At 49.2% G+C, this 24,163-nt stretch carries 25 protein-coding genes and 1 tRNA gene; 23 read left to right on the plus strand and 3 right to left on the minus strand.

The features are described 5' to 3' along the window. From OH31_RS04220 to OH31_RS04260, 9 genes are all read left to right on the plus strand, one after another. Positions 1-693, plus strand: a complete 693-nt coding sequence (locus OH31_RS04220; RefSeq protein WP_024929757.1) for a queuosine precursor transporter — start codon at positions 1-3, stop codon at positions 691-693. A 39-nt stretch (positions 694-732) separates the two neighbouring features. Then, positions 733-1,860 (plus strand): class I SAM-dependent methyltransferase, encoded by a 1,128-nt coding sequence (locus tag OH31_RS04225; RefSeq protein ID WP_036298640.1) that lies wholly within the window; start codon positions 733-735, stop codon positions 1,858-1,860. Positions 1,861-1,883: 23 nt separating this feature from the next. Beyond that, complete coding sequence (gene nagZ / locus OH31_RS04230; RefSeq protein WP_024929759.1) at positions 1,884-2,930, plus strand: beta-N-acetylhexosaminidase; 1,047 nt, start codon at positions 1,884-1,886, stop codon at positions 2,928-2,930. Positions 2,931-3,002: 72 nt separating this feature from the next. Then, positions 3,003-3,902 (plus strand): lipid A hydroxylase LpxO, encoded by a 900-nt coding sequence (gene lpxO / locus OH31_RS04235; RefSeq protein ID WP_036298644.1) that lies wholly within the window; start codon positions 3,003-3,005, stop codon positions 3,900-3,902. Positions 3,903-4,015: 113 nt separating this feature from the next. Then, positions 4,016-4,702: a Bax inhibitor-1 family protein gene (locus tag OH31_RS04240; RefSeq protein WP_019881796.1), complete on the plus strand. Its 687-nt coding sequence runs from the start codon at positions 4,016-4,018 to the stop codon at positions 4,700-4,702. Positions 4,703-4,836: 134 nt separating this feature from the next. Further along, entirely contained in the window at positions 4,837-5,430 is a 594-nt protein-coding gene (locus OH31_RS04245; protein WP_024929761.1) for a PEP-CTERM sorting domain-containing protein, read from the plus strand. A gap of 238 nt (positions 5,431-5,668) precedes the next feature. Further along, entirely contained in the window at positions 5,669-8,245 is a 2,577-nt protein-coding gene (locus OH31_RS04250) for a TonB-dependent receptor (RefSeq protein WP_024929762.1), read from the plus strand. A 418-nt stretch (positions 8,246-8,663) separates the two neighbouring features. Continuing rightward, the gene (locus OH31_RS04255; RefSeq protein WP_019881799.1) at positions 8,664-9,506 is read left to right on the plus strand and encodes a PEP-CTERM sorting domain-containing protein; all 843 of its coding nucleotides are present in this window, start codon (positions 8,664-8,666) and stop codon (positions 9,504-9,506) included. Between the two features lie 94 nt (positions 9,507-9,600). Further along, complete coding sequence (locus tag OH31_RS04260; protein WP_242402198.1) at positions 9,601-10,404, plus strand: PEP-CTERM sorting domain-containing protein; 804 nt, start codon at positions 9,601-9,603, stop codon at positions 10,402-10,404. Positions 10,405-10,483: 79 nt separating this feature from the next. Here the strand turns inward: OH31_RS04260 and tadA are convergent, their stop codons facing one another. The 3 genes from tadA to OH31_RS04275 are packed head-to-tail and all read right to left on the minus strand — an operon-like array spanning position 10,484 to position 12,365. After that, positions 10,484-10,948, minus strand: coding sequence for a tRNA adenosine(34) deaminase TadA (tadA, locus tag OH31_RS04265; RefSeq protein WP_024929764.1), 465 nt, complete (start codon positions 10,946-10,948; stop codon positions 10,484-10,486). A 7-nt stretch (positions 10,949-10,955) separates the two neighbouring features. Continuing rightward, positions 10,956-11,411 carry a phosphate-starvation-inducible PsiE family protein gene (locus OH31_RS04270; protein ID WP_019881802.1) on the minus strand — a complete coding sequence of 152 codons (456 nt, stop codon included), beginning with the start codon at positions 11,409-11,411 and terminating at the stop codon, positions 10,956-10,958. Positions 11,412-11,447: 36 nt separating this feature from the next. Continuing rightward, positions 11,448-12,365 carry a LysR family transcriptional regulator gene (locus OH31_RS04275; RefSeq protein ID WP_024929765.1) on the minus strand — a complete coding sequence of 306 codons (918 nt, stop codon included), beginning with the start codon at positions 12,363-12,365 and terminating at the stop codon, positions 11,448-11,450. Positions 12,366-12,469: 104 nt separating this feature from the next. Between OH31_RS04275 and OH31_RS04280 the strand changes: the two genes are divergently transcribed. From OH31_RS04280 to nuoG, 14 genes are all read left to right on the plus strand, one after another. Further along, positions 12,470-13,180 (plus strand): pirin family protein, encoded by a 711-nt coding sequence (locus OH31_RS04280; RefSeq protein WP_024929766.1) that lies wholly within the window; start codon positions 12,470-12,472, stop codon positions 13,178-13,180. A 44-nt stretch (positions 13,181-13,224) separates the two neighbouring features. Further along, positions 13,225-13,797 carry a flavodoxin family protein gene (locus OH31_RS04285; protein WP_024929767.1) on the plus strand — a complete coding sequence of 191 codons (573 nt, stop codon included), beginning with the start codon at positions 13,225-13,227 and terminating at the stop codon, positions 13,795-13,797. 34 nt (positions 13,798-13,831) lie between these two features. Next, complete coding sequence (locus OH31_RS04290) at positions 13,832-14,404, plus strand: YceI family protein (RefSeq protein ID WP_019881806.1); 573 nt, start codon at positions 13,832-13,834, stop codon at positions 14,402-14,404. A 69-nt stretch (positions 14,405-14,473) separates the two neighbouring features. Continuing rightward, on the plus strand, positions 14,474-15,553 hold the full coding sequence (locus tag OH31_RS04295) for an alkene reductase (RefSeq protein ID WP_024929768.1): 1,080 nt from the start codon (positions 14,474-14,476) through the stop codon (positions 15,551-15,553). 147 nt (positions 15,554-15,700) lie between these two features. After that, positions 15,701-16,495, plus strand: a complete 795-nt coding sequence (tpiA, locus tag OH31_RS04300; protein WP_051502154.1) for a triose-phosphate isomerase — start codon at positions 15,701-15,703, stop codon at positions 16,493-16,495. 52 nt (positions 16,496-16,547) lie between these two features. Then, on the plus strand, positions 16,548-16,892 hold the full coding sequence (gene secG / locus OH31_RS04305; protein ID WP_019881810.1) for a preprotein translocase subunit SecG: 345 nt from the start codon (positions 16,548-16,550) through the stop codon (positions 16,890-16,892). 6 nt (positions 16,893-16,898) lie between these two features. After that, positions 16,899-16,983: transfer RNA gene (locus OH31_RS04310), tRNA-Leu, on the plus strand. Between the two features lie 145 nt (positions 16,984-17,128). Continuing rightward, positions 17,129-17,458 carry an NADH-quinone oxidoreductase subunit A gene (locus tag OH31_RS04315; RefSeq protein ID WP_019881811.1) on the plus strand — a complete coding sequence of 110 codons (330 nt, stop codon included), beginning with the start codon at positions 17,129-17,131 and terminating at the stop codon, positions 17,456-17,458. Between the two features lie 6 nt (positions 17,459-17,464). Beyond that, the gene (locus OH31_RS04320) at positions 17,465-17,944 is read left to right on the plus strand and encodes an NADH-quinone oxidoreductase subunit B family protein (protein ID WP_019881812.1); all 480 of its coding nucleotides are present in this window, start codon (positions 17,465-17,467) and stop codon (positions 17,942-17,944) included. A 44-nt stretch (positions 17,945-17,988) separates the two neighbouring features. Next, positions 17,989-18,585 carry an NADH-quinone oxidoreductase subunit C gene (locus tag OH31_RS04325; protein ID WP_019881813.1) on the plus strand — a complete coding sequence of 199 codons (597 nt, stop codon included), beginning with the start codon at positions 17,989-17,991 and terminating at the stop codon, positions 18,583-18,585. Next, the gene (locus tag OH31_RS04330; protein WP_024929771.1) at positions 18,578-19,831 is read left to right on the plus strand and encodes an NADH-quinone oxidoreductase subunit D; all 1,254 of its coding nucleotides are present in this window, start codon (positions 18,578-18,580) and stop codon (positions 19,829-19,831) included. The genes OH31_RS04325 and OH31_RS04330 overlap by 8 nt, the downstream gene beginning before the upstream one ends. A 47-nt stretch (positions 19,832-19,878) precedes the next feature. Beyond that, positions 19,879-20,358, plus strand: a complete 480-nt coding sequence (gene nuoE / locus OH31_RS04335) for an NADH-quinone oxidoreductase subunit NuoE (RefSeq protein ID WP_024929772.1) — start codon at positions 19,879-19,881, stop codon at positions 20,356-20,358. A gap of 10 nt (positions 20,359-20,368) precedes the next feature. After that, complete coding sequence (gene nuoF / locus OH31_RS04340; protein ID WP_024929773.1) at positions 20,369-21,703, plus strand: NADH-quinone oxidoreductase subunit NuoF; 1,335 nt, start codon at positions 20,369-20,371, stop codon at positions 21,701-21,703. A gap of 26 nt (positions 21,704-21,729) precedes the next feature. After that, complete coding sequence (gene nuoG, locus OH31_RS04345) at positions 21,730-24,162, plus strand: NADH-quinone oxidoreductase subunit NuoG (RefSeq protein ID WP_024929774.1); 2,433 nt, start codon at positions 21,730-21,732, stop codon at positions 24,160-24,162. Position 24,163: the final 1 nt, after the last annotated feature.

The following is a 24,163-nucleotide window of genomic DNA, read 5'->3' on the forward strand; positions in this document are numbered from 1 at the left end:
ATGAGAAAACAGTATCGTTACTATGACCTGATCATGGCGGCGTTTGCCGTGGTGTTGGTCTGCTCCAATCTCATCGGCCCTGGCAAAATTACCGAGGTTCATGTGCCCTTACTGGGGGCGCTGACGTTTGGCGCCGGCATTATGTTTTTCCCAATCAGCTTTATTTTTGGTGACATCCTGACCGAAGTATACGGTTATGCCGCCTCGCGCCGCGTAATCTGGACCGGGTTTATCTGCCTGGCCTTTGCCAGCCTAATGGCATGGGTGATCGTAGCCTTGCCACCGGCGCCAGAATGGCACGACCAGGCGGCCTATCAATCGGTGTTCGGCTCCACGGCCCGCATTGCCATTGCCTCGCTGGTATCGTTTGTGGCTGGCGAGTTCGTCAACTCGTTTGTGTTGGCCAAAATGAAAATCCTGACCCAGGGCCGCTGGTTATGGAGCCGCACCATAGGCTCGACCATTTTTGGCGAAGCAGTCGACACCATCCTGTTTTTCCCGCTGGCGTTTTATGGTTCTGGCGAATTCCCCGATGCCATGATGCCGCAAATCGTGCTGGCACAATTCACGGCCAAAGTATTGGTAGAAGTTGCTTTTACGCCAGTCACCTACAAAATAGTCGCATTTCTCAAACGTGCAGAAAATGAAGATTATTACGATACCCACACCGACTTTAGCCCGTTTAAGCTTTAAACTGGCCACATTTAATAACTTCTCATTATCGGAACCCCATTGAACCTGATTAACTGGTACGAACAAAAAAAGACGCAAGCCGCTGACTGGCAATCTGAAGCAGGGAACCCGCCGCCGAAAGCGGTGGTGATCGCGGACGATACCACCAAAGCGGATGAGGCGTACCGCCTGGCTTGTGAGGGCACTGCATTGCTTTATCGCGGTGACTTTCAAAATGCCAAACAACTGTTACAGGCCATTACGCGCCGCGTAGACCGCAAACCGGTTAAACCGGCAGCGACCATGCTCGAAGCTTTTCACCAGCATCGCGCGCGCCAGATTGGCCGTGCCAATATCACGAATAAAGTATTGATTGAACTCAAGTACGGGGTTTGCGATTTGCCTCGCGCCCCTGATGTGAAGGCTGCGGTGCAAGGCGCGTTGATTGTGGACGAAAAAACCGACAAACTGCCCGCAAGGCTGGTGCTTTCATTACGTGAGCTGCTGGGCATGGTGGGCGCGCATGAATGGCGTAAAAAAGGCGTGCAGATTCATGCGCTCAATGCCAGTATCCACGCTTATTACGGGGTGTATTCCCCTGTGCGTGGTGAGTATCTTGATCTCATAGATCAGGCTCCTCTTAACAGCCCGCAAGTGGCCTGGGATATCGGTACTGGTACCGGGGTAATTGCCGCCATTTTGGTGGCACGGGGCGTGAAACAGGTGCTTGCCACAGACAATAATCCACGCGCATTAGCGTGTGCTGCAGAGAATGTGCAACGCTTGAATATGCAAACCAATATTCAGGTCCTGCCAGCAGACTTGTTCCCGGAAGGGCAAGCCGACCTGATTGTCTGTAACCCACCCTGGCTACCTGCGAAAGCCAATGCGCCGATTGAGCATGCGGTGTATGACCCGGATAGCCGTATGCTTAAAGGGTTTTTAAGTGGTTTGAAAACGCATTTAACCGCCGATGGTGAAGCATGGCTGGTGATGTCGGATTTAGCCGAGCATATTGGCTTGCGTCAGCCTGAGGCATTGGCAGCGTGGATCAATGAGGCGGGTTTACAGGTTGTTGAAAAGCTGGATATCGCGCCTAAACATGCCAAGGCCAGTGATCAGTCTGACCCTTTGTATGAGGCACGTGCCAAAGAAATCACCAGTCTTTATCGATTAAAATGTGCTTGAAATTTGAACAATAGGAATATGTTATGTCTTTAGGTCCCGTCATGCTGGATGTGGTTGGCAAAGAGCTCACTGCTGATGACATCCGCCGTTTGCAACATCCGCTGGTAGGCGGGGTGATTTTGTTTGCGCGTAACTTTGAGAGTTGCGAGCAACTCAGGGCGCTGACGGCAAGCATCCATGCCGTGCGTCAGCCGCCGTTGTTAATTGCAGTTGATCATGAAGGCGGCCGGGTACAGCGTTTCAGGGAAGGCTTTAGCAAGATTCCGCCCATGCGTGAATTTGGCCATATCTGGGACAAAAATCCACGTAAGGCCAAAGAGCTGGCGGTGGAGGCCGGCTATGTGCTGGGCGCCGAGTTGCGTGCGCATGGTGTGGATTTCAGTTTTACGCCGGTGCTGGACATGGATTATGGTGACAGCCTGGTCATCGGTGACCGTGCGTTTCACCGCGACCCGCAAGCGATCAACGAGTTGGCGTTCAGTTTGATGCAAGGCTTGAAAAAAGCCGGTATGGCTGCAGTGGGCAAGCATTTTCCCGGTCATGGCTTTGTGGTGGCCGATTCGCATGTGAGCATCCCGGTCGATGAGCGCGAGTTTGACCAGATTGCGCAAAACGACATGCAGCCCTTTGTACGCATGATAGACGAAGGCTTGCACGCAGTGATGCCTGCGCATGTGATTTACCCTAAAGTAGACGAAAAACCTGCCGGATTTTCACCGCGCTGGTTACAGAAGGTATTGCGTGAACGCCTGGGCTTTAATGGCGTGATTTTCAGTGATGATTTGAGCATGGAAGGTGCGACCGTCGCTGGCGATGTGACAGCGCGCACCTTGGCGGCGTTGAGTGCGGGTTGCGATATGGTCTTGCTATGTAACCGCCCTGATTTGGCAGATGAATTACTGGCAAACCTGGACTGGAAAATCTCGGCACAAAGTATTGCGCGCCTGGCGCGCATGCATGGCGGGCACCATCCGCAGGACATGGTTGGTTTGCGTGAATCTGCTTATTATGTGGATGCAATAAAAAGGGTGGCCATGGTCGGTCAAAAAGAGTCTGATTTGTTTGCCTGAATCAACGGTGATGCGCTAAGCTAGTCTATTATTGATAGCAATCTAATAACTGTGTAAGCAACGGTATCGATTATGAAATGGATTATTCTCGGGATATTCTTATCCTCAGTCAGTTATGTTCACTTTCGCGGTAAAGTGCGGCATCGTTTTTACCGCCAGGTGTTTGACCACTCAGGCATCGTGTCACCGTTTAATGTGTTTTTATACCTGTTCTCAAAAGCACCGACCACGCCTTATTTGTCGGTGAATGAGTTCCCTGAGTTGAAGTTAATCACCGACCGTTGGCAGGAAATTCGTGAAGAAGCTTTGCACGTGCGTGAACAAGAGCGCATTGCGGCGGCACAAACCAATAACGACGCGGGTTTTAACTCATTTTTTAAAACCGGCTGGAAGCGTTTCTACCTTAAATGGTATGACGCACATCATCCTTCTGCCAGCATTTATTGCCCGAAAACAGTGGCTTTGTTGCAAAGTATTCCCAGTGTGAAAGCGGCCATGTTTGCCGAGTTGCCGCCAGGTGCGCATCTGCGCCCGCACCGTGACCCGTACGCGGGCTCCTTGCGTTTTCATTTGGGCTTGGCGACGCCTAATAATGACCAGTGTTTTATCCGTGTCGATGGTGAAGACTATAGCTGGCGCGATGGCCAGGCGGTGATGTTTGACGAAACCTATATCCATGAAGCGTATAACAAGACCGACGAAACGCGTGTGATTCTGTTCTGCGATATTGAGCGCCCCATGCGCTATGGCTGGGCACAGGCAATCAATCGTTTCCTGGCGAATACCATTGTCACTGCCGCTAGTTCACCGAACGAAGCAGGAGACCAAACTGGCGTGATTAACCGTTTGTTCCACTATGCCTGGGTCGTTGGGCAATATCGCCGTCGTTTTAAAAAGTGGAATAAAAATGTGTATCAAATCACACGTATCATTTTGATTGCATTGGTTTGTTACGCGATCTGGAAGCTGTAGTTAACCGAGAGCTTCACACAAATGTCATGATTAAAACTTGAAACTTTGTGCGTTTGCCATTATCTTAATCCTAAGTAAGTTTTAAAAAAGTTTTATTGAGAGGAAAAAACACTATGTCAGATATGCAAGTTTTAGGTCGTGAGAGTAATGTATCCGCGGCGCAAAATCGCGTGCTGCGTAATACATATGCTTTGCTCGGCTTGAGCATGGTGCCGACGGTGATTGGTGCTTATGTCGGCATGCAAATGAATTTTGGCTGGATGGCCGCACATCCGTTCATGTTTGCCATTGGCTTTATGGCCGTGATGTTCGGCATGTTCAAGCTGATCGCTGTGAACCAGAATAGTGGTGTAGGCGTCTGGTTGTTGTTGGCCATGACCTTTGTTTTCGGCGTGATGTTAGGCCCGATTCTGCAATTTGCACTGCATCTGCGTAACGGTGCCGAGATCGTTGGTCTGGCTGCTGCCGGTACAGGGATTACTTTCCTGAGTCTGGCTGCCATCGGTTCTTCACCTGCGCGTGATTTCAGCGGCATGGGCAAGTTCCTCATGATCGGCCTGATCCTGGCGATTGTGGCTGGTTTGGCTAATATGTTCTTCCAGATTCCTGCTTTGTCACTGGCCATTTCTGGTGTATCCGTACTCATTTTCTCAGGCTACATTTTGTATGACGTCAACCAGATCGTACGTGGTGGTCAAACCAACTATGTGATGGCAACCCTGAATCTGTATCTGGATATCTACAACCTGTTTGTTAACTTGTTGAACATCCTGCTTGCTTTACTGGGCAACCGCGATTAAGCATAGATTAAGATTCAAATAAAAAACCCGCCAATTGGCGGGTTTTTTATTAGCCCATTTGGGGTATTGCATTAAATACATATCAGGCATACAGTTGTCGTTCTAATTTTTACAACGGTTGAGAAGGGGGATGTATGTCAGTAGTAACAAAAACTTTGTGTGCGGTTGCTGTGTGTGGCGCATTATCAGCACCTGCTCAGTCCGCAGTGATTTTTTCAGATAATTTTGATAGTTATACCGCTGGTTTAAATGTGACTGATTTTGCTGGTAACTGGACCGTGACCAACGGCACAGTCGATGTAATTGGTAATGGCTATTTTGATTTCTACCCTGGTAACGGCTTATATATCGATTTGGACGGCAGTACAAGTGACGCCGGTGACTTTAGCTCCAAAGCCCTGAATGTGGCTGCCGGGACGTATACACTGGAGTTCGTCTTGTCCGGCAGTACACGTGGTGAGTCAAATACAGTAGACGTCAGTTTTGGTAGCTATAACGAAACCTTTAACCTGACTTCTGATGCGCCAGTTACTGTTTATACACGTACTGTGAACTTTGCTTCTAACTCATTAGCCTCGGTCGTATTTAAAAATGGTGGTGGTGACAACATGGGGGCATTGCTATTGAATGTCTCAGTCGCCTCAGTGCCAGAAGCCGAAACGGCTGCCATGATGCTCGCTGGTTTGGGCATTATGGGTTCTATTGTGCGCCGCAGAAAATCTACTTAAGCAATAAACTGGTTGTTATGAAACAAAAGCCCGCTTAACGCGGGCTTTTTTATTTGCGCGATGTTTATTGCGTAGCAAATGGTTTGCTCTGTATGGTTTATTGCAGCCAAAGCGGCTGCCAGCAACCGTTAAAAGTGGTTGTAAAGATTAATTAAATCGTAACTGTCTGATTATGTTGATCTAATTATCTTGGTTGAGATGGTTTGATTTTTGCAATCTTCCCCTGCGGAGGGGAAGTATGTTAAATAAAAAAATAAAGTCGGTGCTGTTTCTTGCCGCGTATTCTTGTGTCTCAATGGCAGCTGATGACAGTGGTGAGAAACCATCTAATAACAATAAAAACACAACGGATTCGAATAAGACAATTCAGTTAGACGAAATTGAGGTTAAGGCCAAGCGCTTGAAGATTATTACACCGTTGCCAGGCGTGCCAATTGATAAGGCGACAGCAACTACAAATATTCAAAGCGCTACATCCAAAGAAATTGAAGAGACTAAAGCCCTCAATATAACGGAGTTTATGAATGGTAATCTCCAGTCTGTGACAACGAATGATTATGCGGGTAATCCATTTCAGCAAGATTTGAATTTCCGTGGGTTTACGGCATCGCCTGCCATAGGAACACCACAGGGTATTTCTGTCTATCTGGATGGGGTGCGGATTAACGAGGCATTCGGTGAGGTTGTGAACTGGGATCTTATTCCCATGAATGCCATTTCAAGTCTGAATTTAATTCCTGGCTCTAATCCATTATTTGGCTTGAATACTATTGGGGGAGCGCTCGCGATTCGAACAAAAGATGGATTCTCAGACAATTATTTCCGCTCTCAATATCTAACCGGCGCTTGGGGGAGAGATCAATTCCAGTTGTCAAACGGGGTGAACAACGGGCAGTTTGGCTTTTTTACTGCTTACAACCATTTTAAAGAGGATGGTTGGAGGGATAACTCACCTAGTAATGTGCGCCAATTGTTTAACAAGGCGACTTTGAGGTTTGATAAGGCTGAATTTAATCTAACTGCATTGAATGTTGATACCGCATTAGTTGGGAATGGCATGTTGCCATTTGAGATGGCTGCGCAGGATCGGGAGCAGGTATTTACATCACCCGATGCGGTGAAAAACTCGCTAGAGCATTACAACTTTAGTGGTAGCTGGTATGTGAATGATACATTAACTTTATCTGGCATGGCTTATAAGAGGAAAATGAATCAGACGGCGGTCAGTGCTGATGTTTATGACGCTTACAGGCAGTTGGTTTCAGCTTGGGGGGATGATGTTGATGGTGACGGCGTTGTTGATGCCGGTAAGATTAATGGGCTTTTTAACTATTCAAATCTTAATCAGGCTAGTGATGGTTTTACACTTCAGGCTGCTTTTGACCTTGAGAAACATCAAATTGTTGCAGGCGTATCCCTCGATACGAACAAGGTGGATTTCTTGCAGTCACAGCAGCTTGGCGAAATAAATGATGCCGACCATTCAGTGTCAGTTGTGACTGACCCTGTTTTTGGTGACTTTGGATATTTTCCCGCGTACATGACGATTGTCAGAAATAAGCTCAAGGGAACTAGCAAGACTGAGAGTGCATTTATTTTTGATACTTGGTCACCGACTGATAATGTACATATCAGTATGGGGGCTCGTATGAATTGGGCAAATGTTAAAAATACCTTGGTGTCAGACTCTGGGAAAGAGTTTTATAACTTTACGACGAATGATCTTAGGCCAGTCAGGCAAAAGTGCTTGGTTCCTGGCGATGTTAGTCCGAGTAGGGGCCGTTTTATATGTAGTGAAGGTGATTATGATTACCGCAGCTTTAATCCTTCACTGGGTGTTACCTGGGAGGTTAAAGATAATCTTTCTACCTATGCAAACGTGAGCCGGGGAGCGCGAACCCCAACAGTAATCGAACTCGGGTGTGCAAACGATCCGACTAAAAGTAATGCGCCGGGGAGTACCAACTATCAATTCGGCTGCTCAATTCCAACTTCTTTATCATCTGATCCGTATTTAAAGCAAATTCGCTCAACGGCTTATGAGACCGGCTTGCGCGGTGAAAATGGGGGCTGGGACTGGAATATCGGGTATTTCAGAACAGAAATCACTGACGATATTTTATTTGTACCTTTGGGACGAAAAAACCGCGGTGTTTTTAACAACTTTGGGCGAACTCTGCGCGAAGGCTTGGAAATGGGGTTTAAAGGGAATTTTGACCAGGATAAGTTTAGTCTCAATTACACCTTGATGGCCGCAACATTTGAGTCTTCAGCGCGCATCATTAACGATGCCAATAGTACTAACGGCCAAACTTCCGCAGGAAATGCCGCACAGGCATTTGTTGATGTGCGCTCGGGGGATGAGATACCCGGCATGCCCAATCACATTATTCAAGCGAACTGGAATCATCGTTTTACTGATAAGTTTGATGCTACGTTATCTATGGTGATGCATTCCTCAGCTTATGTGCGCGGTAATGAAAACAATAGGCATCAGCCACGCGACGCTTTGCCTGGGGAGCGTTATGATTACATAGGCGATGGCTCCACTGCCGGGTATGCCGTATTTAATCTGAGAGCAAATTATAAATTCAGACCCGGCGTCAATGCCTATTTAAAGTTCGATAATATATTCGATCGTGAATATTCTACTGCGGGTGCACTTGGTCGGAATCCATTTAGCGCCAGTGGCAACTTTCAAACCAATTCAAGCTCATGGAACAATACAACCTTTATTGGTCCAGGCGCTCCCAGGGCCATATGGATTGGCGTCTCTCTTGATTGGGACTGGAAAAACAAGGCTCTAAAAGACTAGTGTCGTCAAATGTATCGTAAAAGCTGATATCTAATGATGTCGGCTTTTTTCTTTTGGTGGTTAAGAACAGCCAAGGGTGGTTCATTTAAGCCATGTCAGTTCTAAGTTGATATATCTGACTTGCAGCTACTCGCATATTTATGTCGTTGTTAATGATATTTCTTTCGACATCAGCCAAATTTTTCCAATAAAAAACAATTGGTTATGGGTTTTTTTTGGTGAGTTGACAAGAGTTTACCTATGATTTTTATGAGCGGTAGATCAAGTGGCATATCTTTTGCAGAGAGTGAATGAACTGTTATAAGCCGTTTTTGGTGTAAAAAAATATCCAGAGTTTGGGAGCAGTTAAGCGCGAGCGCTCCGTCATGAAGGTTGCTCGTGACAACAATTCGAAAGCTTAATTTTTAGGAGAAGATGGATGAAGTTAAAAATAGCAATGCTTGCCACCTTAATGGCTCTTGGCGTCAATGCTGCAAATGCGGGTCAGTTTGTGACGTTGACCAGTGGTAATGGCACTAATTTGACATTGGCTAATGGTGGCTTGATCAACGGTGCCAATAGCCTGAATGCTGACAAATTTTATATTGAAAACCTGGCTTCAACCACTTATCTGGCTGGATATGAATATGGCTCAGATAACGGCACCATCGCGAGTACGTTGAATTACAGAGCATTTACTGGTGCGAATTCAACCTTTGGTACATTGACGCTGGTGGATTATAAAATCACTGAAAATGTCACGCTGTTGCCCGGTATTCCTCAAGCGACTGTGTTTGATTATGTTTATCGCGATAGTCTGGATGGCAAGCTGGTGTTTGGTACTCGCTATTTGAACTTGGTAGACAACGATCAAGAGGTGAATTACCTGTATCGCCAAGGTGCAGGCGGTAATGTTTCTACATCATGGACTTTTTTAAGTGACTATGATTTGCGTATGTATCAAGCAGGCCAAACAAGCGATATTACTTATAACTCATCAGTGAGCTATGTTGATGGCATCGTGCGTCAAAAGGCTGATATCAGTGTTTCCGAAGGTAATCCTTGGTCTGGTTTGTATCTGGTGAAAACAGATGCAGTTAATTATGGTCTTGGCGCAAATGCAATTGGATACTATCAGGCAGGTGAAGAGGGGCAAGCTGTTGTTGGTGGCTTCCTTACTGGCTTTATTGCTACTCCAGTGCCAGAAGCCGACGCCTATGCCTTGATGATGGCCGGACTTGGTGTAGTTGGCGTTGCGGCCCGTCGCCGTAAATCAAAATAATTGGCTTATTAAAACAATATGCCATGAAAAAAAGAGCGGGGAGCACAAGCTACCCCGCCATCTAATTAATGACAATTTGTGAGGAAATAATACTATGAAAGCAACTATGTTGAAACAATCTTTTGCTATTGCAGCATTTACGCTGGCAGCAAGCTCTAGCGCCTATGCTGGTGGTTTTGTTGATCTTGTGAATACCGGTGCACGTACACCTGGCAGCACTAATAATACAGGTACTGATGCGTTTTACCTGGGTGTTGATCTGCCATCAACCTGGACATTGCAAGCAACACAAACTTCTACTGTTTACTCACCAGTGAATAGTGCAGTTGTTGGCTCTTTCATTGATTCTGTATGGCTTGATAGTGCTACTAACTCCTACATCATTGGTAGCTATTTCCAGTTAGATAACAACACAAACGGTATTACAGAGATCAACTCTATCGTACGTAGCGGTTTTGCTGACTATACAGGTACATTGTCTGCAGCTTGGGTATATGCTTCAGATGTTTATGGCGCTGCACCTGCTGATGGTTATCGTTTGCGTGATCCTTCACGTTCTGACTATATTGCATCATACAATGCAACAACTGCCGCGACAGGCGCATATTATGACGCTGACAAAGTGGCTATTCGTACAGACGTAAGTATTGGTGAAGACAACCCTAACAGTGGTTTGTATTTGATCAGCTTTAGTGCCAATAACTATTCTTATGAGTGGGTAAGCAACGCAGTGCATATCGTGCAAGGTGCCTCTACAAATGAAGGTGGTCGTATTCGCCAAGATATGTGGTTGAGTGGTTTTGCGGTGACTCAAGTGCCAGAAGCTGAAACCTATGCTATGTTCATGGCTGGGTTGGGGTTGATGGGCGCTGTTGTTCGCCGTCGTAAATCTGCTTAATTGCGTTTAATTAAGTAGTGAAAACAAACCCGCCAATGGCGGGTTTGTTGTTTTTAAAGATGCTGTGTTCGGTAATGAATCAAACTTTTGATTTTTCCAGTCTGCGTTGCCTGAAAAAATCACTCAACAGCGCGCCACATTCTGCGGCCAGTATGTCGCTGCTGACTTGGCAATGGTGATTCAGTTTCTGTTCAGCCATGAGATTCACCACACTGCCGCAGCAGCCGGTTTTAGGATCGCTGGCGCCATACACTAACCGTGCGATACGGGCATGCTGGATGGCGCCGCTGCACATGGCACAGGGCTCCAGTGTGACGTAGAGTGTGCAGTCTACCAGGCGGTAATTGCCCAGGTGTTGGGCGGCCTCGCGCATGGCCTGGATTTCGGCATGTGCAGTCGGGTCGTTGAGGCTGATCGGTGCGTTACGGCCTTTGCCAATGATGATGCCATCTTTGACAACGACGGCACCGACCGGGACCTCCCCCAGAGTAGCAGCTTCGGCTGCCAGCGTCATGGCCTGGCGCATAAAGTCTTCATCTTGCATGTGCTGGTTACCTGCTGCTGCTTTTATCGGCCAGACGAATCAGGATGTACACCAGCCCCATAATAAAAGCACCTGCCAGCCAGATGCCGATTTCTTCATAGGTGGGTGTCGCGTCTTGTACCGGTAGCACGATCAGTTTGCGCAAAAACATGACCAGTACGACTTCAATAAAAGTTTCTACCAGCAGTTTGTGGCCGCGCAGATAGCGGATTTCAGCAGAAATCAGGGCCGAGATCGACCATAGCAACATCAGCGTGCCTAGCGCGCGCAAAAAACCATGTACCAGGTTGTGGGCGTAGGCGGCTTCTTTGACGTCGAGAAAAAACAGCCAGGTGAACATGATGACTGAAGTCGCCAGCGCCAATCCAATAATGATATGCGCCAGGCCATTGAGCCAAAGCATGGCTTTAATGGCAATACGGTTAAGCGGTTCGAATTCTTCAGGCAGTTGTTCTTGTGACATATTGCGTCCATTTCATCATACATAGATGATGATAAATCATTTGCTCAGCAATTGCTCCAATGGCAGTTGCGAACATTGTTTTAGCAGCCACTGCATGGCTTTGCCCATTTCAGATGGACGTTGCTGGCGCCAGGCAATAAATGTGGGGCCAACCGGCTTGGGCTCAGATACCTGTTTAATTATGAGTTGCCCGTTTTCTGCGGCGGCCTGGGCCAGGGATTTTGGCAGGTAGCCAATGGCAATGCCGGAAATTTGTGCCTGCAATTTGGTGTGCATATCCGGTACCGTCAGAATGTCCTGGCCGGAGAGAATGCCTGAGGTGCGTGGTGGCAGGTTGCGTGAGCTGTCGGCCGCGGCTACCACGCGATGTTGCACAATATCGCTGGCGCTCAATGGTTCTGGCAGCGCTGCCAAGGGGTGGTGCGGCGCCACGGCAAATACAAATTCCAGTTGGCCGAGCAAATGGGTGGAGAATACCCCACCGGGTGGCGCATCACCGGGCGCGCCGATTGAAATATCAGCCCGGCCAGATTGTAATGCGTCCCAGCTACCGCCGTAGACTTCACGCAGTAACTTGATACGGGTGCCGAATCCTTGCTGGTAAAAGTCTTGCAGGATATGCAGGATGGGCTTGAAATCGAACAGGTCGCTGATTGCAATGGAGATATCGGTTTCTACGCCCGTAGCAATACGCTGCACGCGTCGTTCCAGTGTGTGTGCCGCGTCCAGCAGGTAGCGGCCTTCTTTCAGCAGTTCGAGGCCTGCTTGTGTGAGTGTGGCGCGATGACCGCTACGGTCAAATAATTCCAGCCCCAGATCTTCTTCCAGCCTGCGAATGGTGTAGGTTAGTGCAGAAGGCACGCGATAAAGGGATTCGGCTGCGGCGGCAAAGCTGCCTTTGCGGTCGATGGCATCAATGACCTCCAGGGCTTCGAGACTGAGTTTGATTGTCATGTGAGGTTAATCAAAAAAACTGAACAAGAGATGCAAAATGTTTTGCTATCAAAAGATTAAGTGTTTTTTTATCATACAGTTAATCTTTCAAATGGAGTGAATAAATGTTACATGTTCGCCCTTCCAATACACGTGGTTACGCTAACCATGGCTGGCTGGAAAGCTTTCACAGCTTTTCATTCGCCAGTTATTACGATCCTGAGCATATGGGATATTCGGTGTTGCGCGTGATCAATGATGACAAAGTTGCGCCAACGACCGGTTTTGGTATGCATGGCCATCAGGACATGGAAATCATCACCTATATGCTGGCAGGTGAACTGCGGCATACCGATAGCATGGGCCATAGTGAAGTGATACGCGCCGGTGATGTGCAGCGCATGACGGCAGGCACCGGTGTGCGCCACAGTGAAATGAATGCTTCCGCGCAAACCACTGCCCATTTGTTGCAGATATGGATTACGCCTGACACTTTGGGGCTGACGCCCGGCTATGAAGACAAAACCATCCCTTTGGCGGAAAAGCAAAACCGCTGGGCGCTGATTGCTTCGCCGGGGGCGCAGGCAGGGTCATTAAAAGTACATCAGGATGTGTCATTGTATGCCACGGTGTTAAGTGCCGATGCGGCTTTGCCTGTACATGTCATGGCAGGCCGCTCTGCTTATCTGCATATTGCCCGTGGCGAAGTGGAGATAGATGGCCAGCGCCTGCAAGCGGGTGATGCGTTGACGGTGGATGCGGCGAGTGAGTTGAGTATGCGCGCTGTCAATGAGAGTGAAGTGTTGTGGTTTGATTTGCCGCAAGTTGGCGAATAATCGTTTGAATTATTGATTTTGAATTATTGATAAGGAGCAAAAAAATGACTCAGGTTTCAATTGTTTATCATAGTGGTTATGGGCACACGGCCGAGCAGGCTAAAGCAGTGGCGCGTGGCGCACAAAAAGTGGCGGGCGTGACGGTGAATCTGCTGACGGTGGATGAGGCGCAGCAGCAATGGGATTTGCTCAAGGCCAGCGATGCGATTATTTTTGGTAGCCCAACCTATATGGGCTCTGCTTCTGCGCAATTTAAAGCCTTTATGGATGCCAGTTCTAAAGCCTGGTTTACGCGTGACTGGCAAGACAAAATTGCCGCAGGTTTCACCACTTCGGCCAGCCAGAGTGGTGATAAGTTAAACACCTTAGCGCAATTGTCAGTCTTTGCAGCCCAGCATGGCATGATTTGGGTCAGTTTGGGTTTGCTGCCTGGGAACAATCACAGCAATGGTTCGGTCAACGACTTAAATCGTTTGGGTAGCTTTTTGGGCGCCATGGCGCAGGCCAACTCCGATCAAGGCCCGGATTTGGCACCGATTCAGAGTGATTTGCTGACGGCTGAGCACTTGGGTGAGCGTGTGGCAACGACGACCAAGCGATTTTCAAAATCTGCATAACGCAGCGATTAACTAAAAACGAAGGAGACTATAAGTGAAAAAAATCATTCTTGCGCTGGGTTTGTTAACAGCTTCACAGGTGTGGGCGGCGACCGACACCTACAACATCGATGCTACCCATAGCTTTGCTAACTTCAGTATTCGCCATGTGGTGTCAAAAACTACGGGTACTTTTAACGATGTGACCGGCGTGGTGACGCTGGATCCTGCCAACCTGAACACGGCTACTGTGCGTGCGGCGATTAATGTCAGCAGTGTGAATACCGGTTTCGGCAAGCGTGACGAGCATATCAAGGCGGACAAATACCTGGATGTGGGCAAGTACACGCAAATTCTGTTTGAAAGCACCAAGTTTACCGCCAGCAGCCAGACGCAGGCGGTGATGCAAGGCAAATTGACCATCCATGGCGTGACCAAAGTGGTGGATATTCCGGTCAAAGTATTGGGTTATGGTTCAGACCCATGGGGCGGCCAACGTGCGGGTTTTGAAGGTCATTTGACTATCAAGGCTTCAGATTATGGTTTTGGCTGGGCAGCAGGTGCGAACGCGCCTGTGGGGGATGATATTGAAATCACCTTGCTGATTGAAGGCGTGAAAGCCAAGTAAGCGTAATTAAGCAAGTGGCTGCGCAGGCGAAGTGCCTGCGCGACTACTCACCTTTAAAGGAGCAGGTAAATGGCATTGGATTTGTTTTCCCCAGTCAAGTTGGGCAATATTGCCTTGCAAAACCGCGTCGTCATGGCGCCACTGACGCGCAATCGTGCGGGCGAGGGCGGTGTGCCACAGGCAATGAACGTCACCTATTACGAGCAGCGCGCAACGGCAGGCCTGATTATTACTGAGGCTACACCGATCTCGCCAATGGCGCATGGTTATCCGGCGTTGCCAGGCATTTATACGGACGCACAAGTCGCGGGCTGGAAGAAGGTCACCGATGCCGTGCATGCCAAGGGCGGCAAAATTGTGATTCAGTTGTGGCATGTGGGTCGTATTTCGCATCCGAGTCTGTTGCCTAATCAGGCTACACCTGTCGCGCCTTCGGCCTTGAAGCCTGCCGGTCAGGCGTTTACTTATCAGGGTTTGCAAGATTACGTAACGCCACGGGCGTTGGATGTTGCTGAGTTGGCTGGCATTGTGCAGGATTATGTGCACGCCACACGTTGTGCCATTGCAGCAGGGTTTGATGGCGTGGAAGTGCATGCGGCGAATGGCTATCTGCTAGACCAGTTTTTGCGTGATGGTAGCAATCAGCGCCAGGATCAATATGGCGGCTCCCTTGAAAACCGTACGCGCTTTTTACTTGAGGTGGTGCAGGCCGTGGTCAATACCATAGGCGCCGATAAAGTCGGTGTGCGTTTGTCTCCGGTGAATCCATTCAATGACATGCGAGATAGTCAGCCGCAGCAGACGTTCAATTATGTTGCGCAGGCATTGAATCCATTCAACCTGGCTTACCTGCATGCGGTGGAAGGTGGCATTCATGGTGGTGGCGAGTCTGAGCCGTTTGACTTTGCGACATTCCGTCAGCTGTTTAATCAGGGCTATATCGCTAACCTGAGTTATGACAAGGCACGCGGTGATGCGGCGATTGCCAGCGGTCATGCCGATGCGGTGGCTTACGGGGTGCCGTTTATTGCCAACCCCGACCTGGTGGCGCGTTTTGCTAGCAATGCGTCTCTCAATACAGCAGACTCAGCGACTTTTTATGGTGGTACCGAGCATGGTTATACTGACTATCCGTTTTTAACGGCTTAATGGATTCGCAAAGGGTATGTTGCACGAATGCTGCTGATTCGTTGAATATGCCCTGTTGTGCTTGCCGCTCACTGTATGCGGGCGTAAAATTCGCGCAACGCGAATTCAACCGAGCTAACGCTCCGCACATTGTGAGTTAATTTCTGCATGTCCCGCTCTGATATCACCCCTTTATCCCCACGCAAACTTGTTGTTGCCAATTGGAAAATGCATGGCAGCCTGGTCCGCAACCAGGCGCTGCTTGATGGCTATCTGCAAGGCTTGCAATGCTTACCGCAAACCGATGTGGTGGTGTGCGTGCCTTACCCTTATCTGGCACAAGTGCAATCTGTGCTGGCCGGCACCTCCGTCGCCTGGGGGGCGCAAAATATTGCCAAGTATGAAGAGGGTGCTTATACCGGCGAAGTGAGCGCGGAAATGCTGCGTGACTTTGGTGCACACCATGTCATTATCGGCCACTCCGAGCGTAGTACTGCCTATTGCGAGTCGGATGAAAATATTGCCGAAAAATTCATGATGGCCAAGCGCCATGGCTTAATCCCGATCTTGTGTGTTGGTGAAACTTTGCTGGAGCGTGAAGCTGGCGTGATGGAGCGTGTGGTTGGTAAGCAGCTTGAAACCATTATCCGGTTGTTTGGCGGTGAGGCGTTTGCGCACACTATCGTGTCTTATGAGCCGATCTGGGCTATCGGCACCGGCCTGGCGGCCTCTGCTGAGCAAGCTGTGGCCATGCACCAGTTTATTCGTGACACCGTTGCAGCCGCAGATAAAACCGCGGCGGATAGCTTAAAAATCCTCTACGGGGGCAGCGTAAACCCGCAAAATGCGGTACAATTATTAAATCAGAAGGAAATAGATGGCGCGCTGGTTGGCCGTTGCTCTCTAGATGTTGAGCAATTTATAAAAATATGTCAGGCCGTTCCTGAAAATAGCGTCATCTAGATAGCGAAGATGCCAAAAGCTTAATCGTTATTTAATTATGGATTAAAGAAATATGGAAAATGTCATTCTCGTCATTCATGTGCTGGCAGCGGCTGCCGTGATTGGCTTGGTCTTATTACAGCATGGCAAGGGCGCCGATATGGGTGCCGCCTTTGGAAGTGGTGCCTCCGGCAGTTTGTTCGGGGTGTCCGGCTCTTCTAACTTGCTCAGCAAGCTGACATCGATTTTTATTACAGTGTTTTTTGCAACTAGCTTGACGCTGGCATTTATGTCCAGTCATAAAGCAAGTTCTGGCAGCGTGGTTAAATCTGCGTTGACACAACAGGCTCCGGCCAAAGGTGAGGCTGCGGAAGCAGTTAAGCCGGTTGAAAATACACCCAAAGATATTCCTAATTAATACTTAGCCGTCGTGGTGGAATTGGTAGACACGCTATCTTGAGGGGGTAGTGACGAAAGTCGTGCGAGTTCGAGTCTCGCCGACGGCACCAGTCCCATGTTGTTTTGCGACGTGGCTGGATGGGAATTGGTTATTTGGGAGTATTTCAATGTGCTGTTGGGTATGATGCATTGAAATCACTTGTTAACATGATCGATTAAGGCAAATCAGTGTTAGAAAACTATTTCCCAATTCTGATGTTTATCCTGGTCGGCCTGGGCGTAGGCTTGGGGCCGTTGATTGCAGGTAAAATTCTCTCTCCGCACAAACCTGATGCGGAAAAAAACTCCCCTTATGAGTGCGGCTTTGAAGCGTTTGAAGATGCGCGTATGAAGTTCGATGTACGTTATTATCTGGTCGCCATTCTGTTTATTCTGTTTGATCTCGAAATTGCATTTCTTTTCCCGTGGGCGGTGGTGATTCAGGAAATTGGGTCTGCCGGCTTCTGGGCAATGATGGTCTTTTTGTTTGTATTGGTGGTCGGCTTCATCTTTGAATGGATGAAGGGCGCCCTTGAATGGGATTAATGCAAAATGAGCATTGAAGGCGTATTGGAAAAAGGGTTTGTCACTACCACGCTAGACACGGTGATTAACTATACTCGCACGGGCTCTTTATGGCCGATGACGTTTGGTCTGGCCTGTTGTGCAGTGGAAATGATGCATGCCGGTGCTTCGCGTTACGATCTGGACCGCTTTGGCATTGTGTTCCGTCCGAGTCCGCGCCAGTCTGACGTGATGATTGTCGCCGGTACGCTGGTGAACAAAATGGCACCGGCCTTGCGCAAGGTTTATGATCAGATGGCTGAGCCGCGCTGGGTAATCTCCATGGGGAGCTGTGCCAACGGCGGTGGCTATTATCATTATTCTTATGCGGTGGTACGTGGCTGTGACCGCATCGTGCCCGTGGATGTTTATGTGCCTGGTTGCCCGCCTACAGCTGAAGCCTTGTTATACGGCATTATCCAGCTGCAAAAGAAAATCAGACGCACCAATACCATCGCCCGAACCTGATGTTGATCGATTATCCAGAATACTTAAGCCCAAGAAATTAAACTATGTCCGCAAAACTCGAACATTTGTCCGCGCAGCTCAAGTTGGCCTTGGGTGATGGTGTGGTCAGGCTGGAGCAAAAGCTGGGTGAGATCACAGTGGAAGTCCATGTGAAACACCTGCTGGCTGTGACTGAACGATTGAAAACACATGCTGAGCTTAAATTTGAACAGCTGATTGACTTATGTGGCGTAGATTATTCTGATTACGGTGATGGCCGTTGGGAAGGTCAGCGCTACGCCGTGGTGCTGCATTTGCTTTCTGTGAGCTTGAATCAGCGTGTGCGTATCCGTGCCTTTGCTGCCGATGATGATTTTCCGGTATTTCCGACCTTGGTGGATATCTGGCCGGTAGCCAACTGGTTTGAGCGCGAAGCGTTTGACCTCTACGGCATTATGTTTGAGAACCACCCTGATTTACGTCGCTTGCTGACGGATTACGGGTTTGTTGGTCATCCTTTCCGCAAAGATTTCCCTATGATTGGTAATGTTGAAATGCGTTATGACCCGGTGCAACAGCGCGTGATTTATCAGCCAGTGTCTATAGAGCAGCGTAACAATGTGCCGCGTGTGATTCGTGACGAAGGTGCGCACCATGGCTGAAATTAAAAACTATACGATGAACTTCGGTCCGCAGCACCCTGCGGCACACGGGGTATTGCGTCTGGTGCTGGAGCTTGACGGTGAAGTGATTCAACGCGCTGACCCGCATATTGGCTTGCTGCATCGCGGCACGGAAAAACTGGCTGAAAACCGCACTTATCTGCAAAGTGTGCCTTACATGGACCGTTTGGACTATGTGTCCATGATGGCGAATGAGCATGCTTATGTGATGGCGATTGAAAAAATGCTGGGTATTGATGTACCGGTGCGTGCGCAATATATCCGTGTCATGTTTGATGAAATCACGCGTATCCTCAATCACCTGCTGTGGTTGGGCGCGCATGCGCTGGACGTCGGCGCCATGACGGTGTTTTTGTATGCATTCCGCGAGCGTGAAGACTTGTTCGACGTCTATGAGGCGGTATCTGGCGCGCGTATGCATGCGGCTTATTACCGTCCAGGCGGTGTTTATCGTGACCTGCCGGAAAAAATGCCGCAGCACGAAACGACCAAATTCCGTAGTGCCGATGAAATCAAAAAACTCAATGAGAACCGCCAGGGTTCCATGCTGGACTTCATCGAAGACTTTACCAACCGTTTTCCTACTTATGTCGATGAGTATGAAACCCTGTTGACTGATAACCGTATCTGGAAGCAGCGTACCGTGGGCATCGGCGTGGTGACGCCAGAGCGTGCGCTGGCGTTGGGTTTAACTGGCGCCATGTTGCGCGGCTCTGGTATTGCTTGGGATTTGCGCAAAAAGCAGCCGTATGAAGTCTACGACAAAATGGATTTCGATATCCCTATTGGTGTGAATGGCGATTGTTATGACCGTTACCTGGTGCGCGTGGAAGAGATGCGCCAATCTAACCGCATCATCAAACAGTGTATCGACTGGTTGCGCAAAAATCCGGGCGCGGTCATCACGGATGACAACAAGATTGCACCGCCTAACCGCGAAGGCATGAAAACCAATATGGAAGATTTGATTCACCACTTCAAGTTGTTTACCGAAGGCTTCCATGTGCCTGCAGGTGAGGCGTATGCGGCGGTAGAGCATCCTAAAGGTGAGTTTGGGATTTATATGGTGTCTGATGGCGCCAATAAGCCTTATCGTTTGAAAATTCGGGCGCCAGGCTTTCCGCATCTGGCCGCGCTGGATGAGATGACGCGAGGTCATATGATTGCTGACTTGGTCGCAATTATTGGTACACAAGATATTGTGTTCGGTGAAATTGACAGATAACCGGAACGACGTGATAGCACGGATCGGAAAGATAGTAAGGGTCAAGCATGCTCAGTGCAGAATCAATTGAAAAGATTGAATACGAACTGTCGAAATATCCAAAAGACAGGCGTCAGGCGGCAGTGATGTCGGCCTTGAGGATTGTCCAAATGGAACGTGGCTGGTTATCCAAGGAAAGTATTTCCGAGGTTGCCAAGTATTTGCGTATCCCGGAAATCGCTGCGCTGGAAGTCGCGACTTTCTACAATATGTACGATCTGGCGCCGGTGGGTCAGCACAAGATTACGATCTGTACCAATATCTCTTGCATGCTGCGTGGCTCGGACGAGATTGTGGAGCATTTGCAACACAAGCTCGGTGTTGGGTTTAACGAAGTGACGCCTGATGGCAAGTTCTGCCTGAAAGAAGGCGAGTGCATGGGCTGTTGTGGCGGTGCGCCGTTATTGCATGTGAATAACAGCGATATGCACGAATTTTTGACCACTGAAAAAGTGGATGCCCTCATTAACGAGTTAAATAAGGGCTAGGGCGCTGAACATGGCAAAAACTTCAAACGCGACATTGAATAGTAAACCTGTGGTCAAGACGGATTTGGCCGGGCAGACCCTGGTCACCCTGCGAACGCTGACAGAAGATAATCCTTCTTCACTGGCGACCTATGAAAAATTGGGCGGCTATGCGCAGCTCAAACGCCTGGTGGCAGAGAAAGTAAAAGCGCCTGACATTATCAGCCAGGTCAAAGTGTCCAACTTACGTGGCCGCGGTGGTGCTGGTTTCCCAACCGGCCTCAAGTGGAGCTTTATGCCACGTTATTACGATGGAACTAAGTACCTGGTGTGTAACACCGATGAAGGCGAGCCGGGTACGTTTAAAGACCGCGACATTATTCGCTATAACCCGCACCAACTGATTGAAGGCATGGCCATTGCCGCCTATACCCTGGGTGCACGCGTCGGTTATAACTACATTCACGGTGAAATCTGGCAAGACTACGAGATTTTTGAAGCGGCGCTGGCAGAGGCGCGTGAGGCCGGTTATCTGGGTGAAAACCTGTTTGGTTCCGAGTTTAGCTTTGATCTATATGCGGTGCATGGCTATGGCGCTTATATCTGCGGTGAAGAAACGGCACTGATTGAGTCGATCGAAGGCAAAAAAGGCCAGCCACGCTTTAAACCGCCATTCCCGGCCAGTTATGGCGTGTTTGGCAAACCAACCAACGTCAATAACACCGAAAGCTACGCGTCTATCCCCTGGATTATGCAGCATGGTGGCCAGGCATTTTCTGACCTGGGTGTGCCTAACTCTGGTGGTAGCAAATTATTTTCGGTATCTGGTCATGTTGAAAAACCTGGCAACTATGAAATCAAAATGGGCACGCCTTTTAAAGACTTGCTCGATATGGCGGGTGGTATCTGGAAAGGCCGTCAGTTAAAGGCCGTGATTCCAGGTGGCCCATCTACCGCCGTCATGCCTGCCAGCGCCATTGAAAATGCCACTATGGATTATGATGGTCTGAGCAAGGCGGGGTCCAGCCTGGGTGCGGGTTCCATGATCGTCATGGACGAAACCACGTGTATGGTGAAAACGCTTAAACGCCTGAGCTACTTCTTTTATGAAGAAAGCTGTGGTCAATGTACGCCGTGCCGCGAAGGCACCGGCTGGGTCTATCGCATTATTGAGCGCATCGTCGACGGCAAAGGCAAAATGGAAGATCTCGATCTGCTGACGGATTTAAGCAACAACATTTCCGGCCGTACCATTTGTGCGTTGGGCGATGCTGCAGCGACACCCGTGTTGAGCTTTATCAAACATTTCCGCCCTGAATTTGAATATTACATCCAGCATGGCAAGTCCATGGTCGATGGTAAATAAACGCTATCAAGCTTAACGGTAATCACATGCTAAACATCGAAATTGACGGCAAACCACTAGAAGTCGAACACGGCAGCACCATTATTGATGCTGCGGACGCGGTAGGTATCGCGATCCCGCGTTTTTGTTACCACAAAAAGCTGTCGGTGGCCGCCAACTGTCGTATGTGTCTGGTGCAGGTAGAAAAGTTCAACAAGCCTTTGCCTGCCTGTGCGACGCCAGTGGCTGATGGCATGAAGATCTATACCCGTAGTAAATCTGCGGTAGAAGCCCAGCAAAGCGTGATGGAGTTTTTGTTGATTAACCACCCGCTGGATTGCCCGATTTGCGATCAGGGCGGTGAGTGTGATTTACAGGATATTGCCGTGGCTTACGGCGCCTCCGGCTCTCGTTATACCGAAGAAAAGCGTGTGGTTTTCAATAAAAATATCGGCCCTCTAGTCAGTACCGATATGACGCGTTGTATCCAGTGTACACGCTGCGTACGCTTCCTCAAGGAAGTCGGCGGCATGCAGGAGCTGGGCCTGGTCAATCGTGGCGAGCACGCTGAAATTACTGCCTATGTCGATCAATCCGTCAACTCCGAACTGAGCGGTAATATTATTGATTTGTGCCCGGTTGGTGCGTTGACCAGCAAGCCGTTCCGCTACTCTGCCCGTAGCTGGGAGCTAGTACGCAGGCCTTCTATTGCGCCGCATGATGGCCTGGGCTCGCATATTGAAGTGCATGTTAAAGACAATAAAGTCATGCGTGTATTGCCGCGTGAAAAAGAGTCGATTAACGAGTGCTGGTTATCTGACCGCGACCGTTTCTCTTACGAAGGCCTCAATAGCCCTGACCGCCTCAAAGTGCCGATGATCAAGCACAACGGCCAGTGGCAGGAAACTGACTGGAAAACCGCACTGGAGTTTGCCGCAGGGCAACTCAAAGATATCACCAAGGAGTATGGTGGTGAGGCACTGGGTGTGCTGGTTTCACCAAATAGCACTATGGAAGAGGGTTACCTGATCAAGCAACTGGCCGAAGGCCTGGGTAGCGGTAACGTCGATTACCGTCTGCGTCAGACCGATTTCCGCCTGGATGGTAAACGTACCGGTACACCTTGGATGGGCTGCAATATTCAGGAAATCGAAGAGCTGGACCGTATCCTGCTGATCGGTTCCAATCTGCGCAATGAGCATCCATTGCTGGCACAGCGTATTCGCAAGGCGGTCGCTAACGGCGCTGAGTTATGTATCGTTAGCCCACTGGATAATGACCCATTGATGGATATTGCACACAAGGTGATTGTGCGTCCTAACGATATGGTGAATGTGCTGGGTCAAGTGTTAAAAGCCATGTCAGGCTTGCAAAAACTGTCACTGTGCTTGCCGCCAACCCTGAATAAACTGCTGGAGGAAATCCAGGTAAGACCGAATACACAGCAAATTGCCGAATGCCTGGCCGGTATCAGCGAAGAGCTGATCCTGATTGCGCCTAAAGTCGGTATTTTCCTCGGCAATATGGCTTTGAGCGATCCGCGTTTTACCGAAATGTATAGTATGGCCGAAGCTATCGGTGGTATCACCGGCGCTAAAGGTGGTATTTTGCCGCCAGCTGCCAACAGTACCGGTATGCACCTGATGGGCGTGATGCCTTCAGCCACGGGCATGCATGCGCGCGCCATGATTGAGGTGCCACGCAAGGCTTATCTGCTGCTGAATATCGAACCTGAGCTGGATTGTCAGCATGCGGCCCTGGCCAGCGATGCCATGGCTAAAGCGGAGTGTGTGATTGCATTGACTGCGTATAAGTCTGCTGCACTTGATAACGCAGATATCCTGTTGCCAATTGCGCCATTTACTGAAACCTCAGGCACATTTATGAGTATGGAAGGCCGTGTACAAAGCTTCCAGGCGGTGACCCGGCCACTGGGCGAAGCGCGTCCAGGCTGGAAAGTACTGCGTGTACTGGCCAATACATTAGGGCTGCCGGGCTTTGATTTCAATAGTTCAGAAGACGTGAAAAACGCCATCTTTAATGGTGAAAAACCGTCTGCAGTGGTATGGCGTAGTCTGAACAACAACTTGAAAGAGTTGGTAGAAATTCAGGTCAATATCAAAAAGGAGGGTTTGCAACGCATTGGCGAAGTGCCGCAATACGAGTTTGACCCGATTGTGCGTCGTTCAGCCCCGTTGCAAAAAACCAAATACAACATTCGCCCCATGGCGCGCATGCGTGCCGAGCAATTGGCCGACTTGGGCTTGCAGGATGGCGATATTGTGGTTGCGCGTCAGGATAAAGGCAGCGCCGTACTTAAAGTACGTGTGGATAACCATGTGGCCAAAGGCTGCGTGCGTGTTGCCGCGGCGCATCCGTTGACGGCTGGCCTGGGTGACCTGATGGGCGATATCACCATTGAAAAAGCGTCGGCCGATCAAGTGGCGATTTACGAAAAACAACTGACCGAGATGGCATAAC

It is taken from the genome of Methylophilus sp. OH31, assembly GCF_000576615.1.
Classification (GTDB): domain Bacteria; phylum Pseudomonadota; class Gammaproteobacteria; order Burkholderiales; family Methylophilaceae; genus Methylophilus.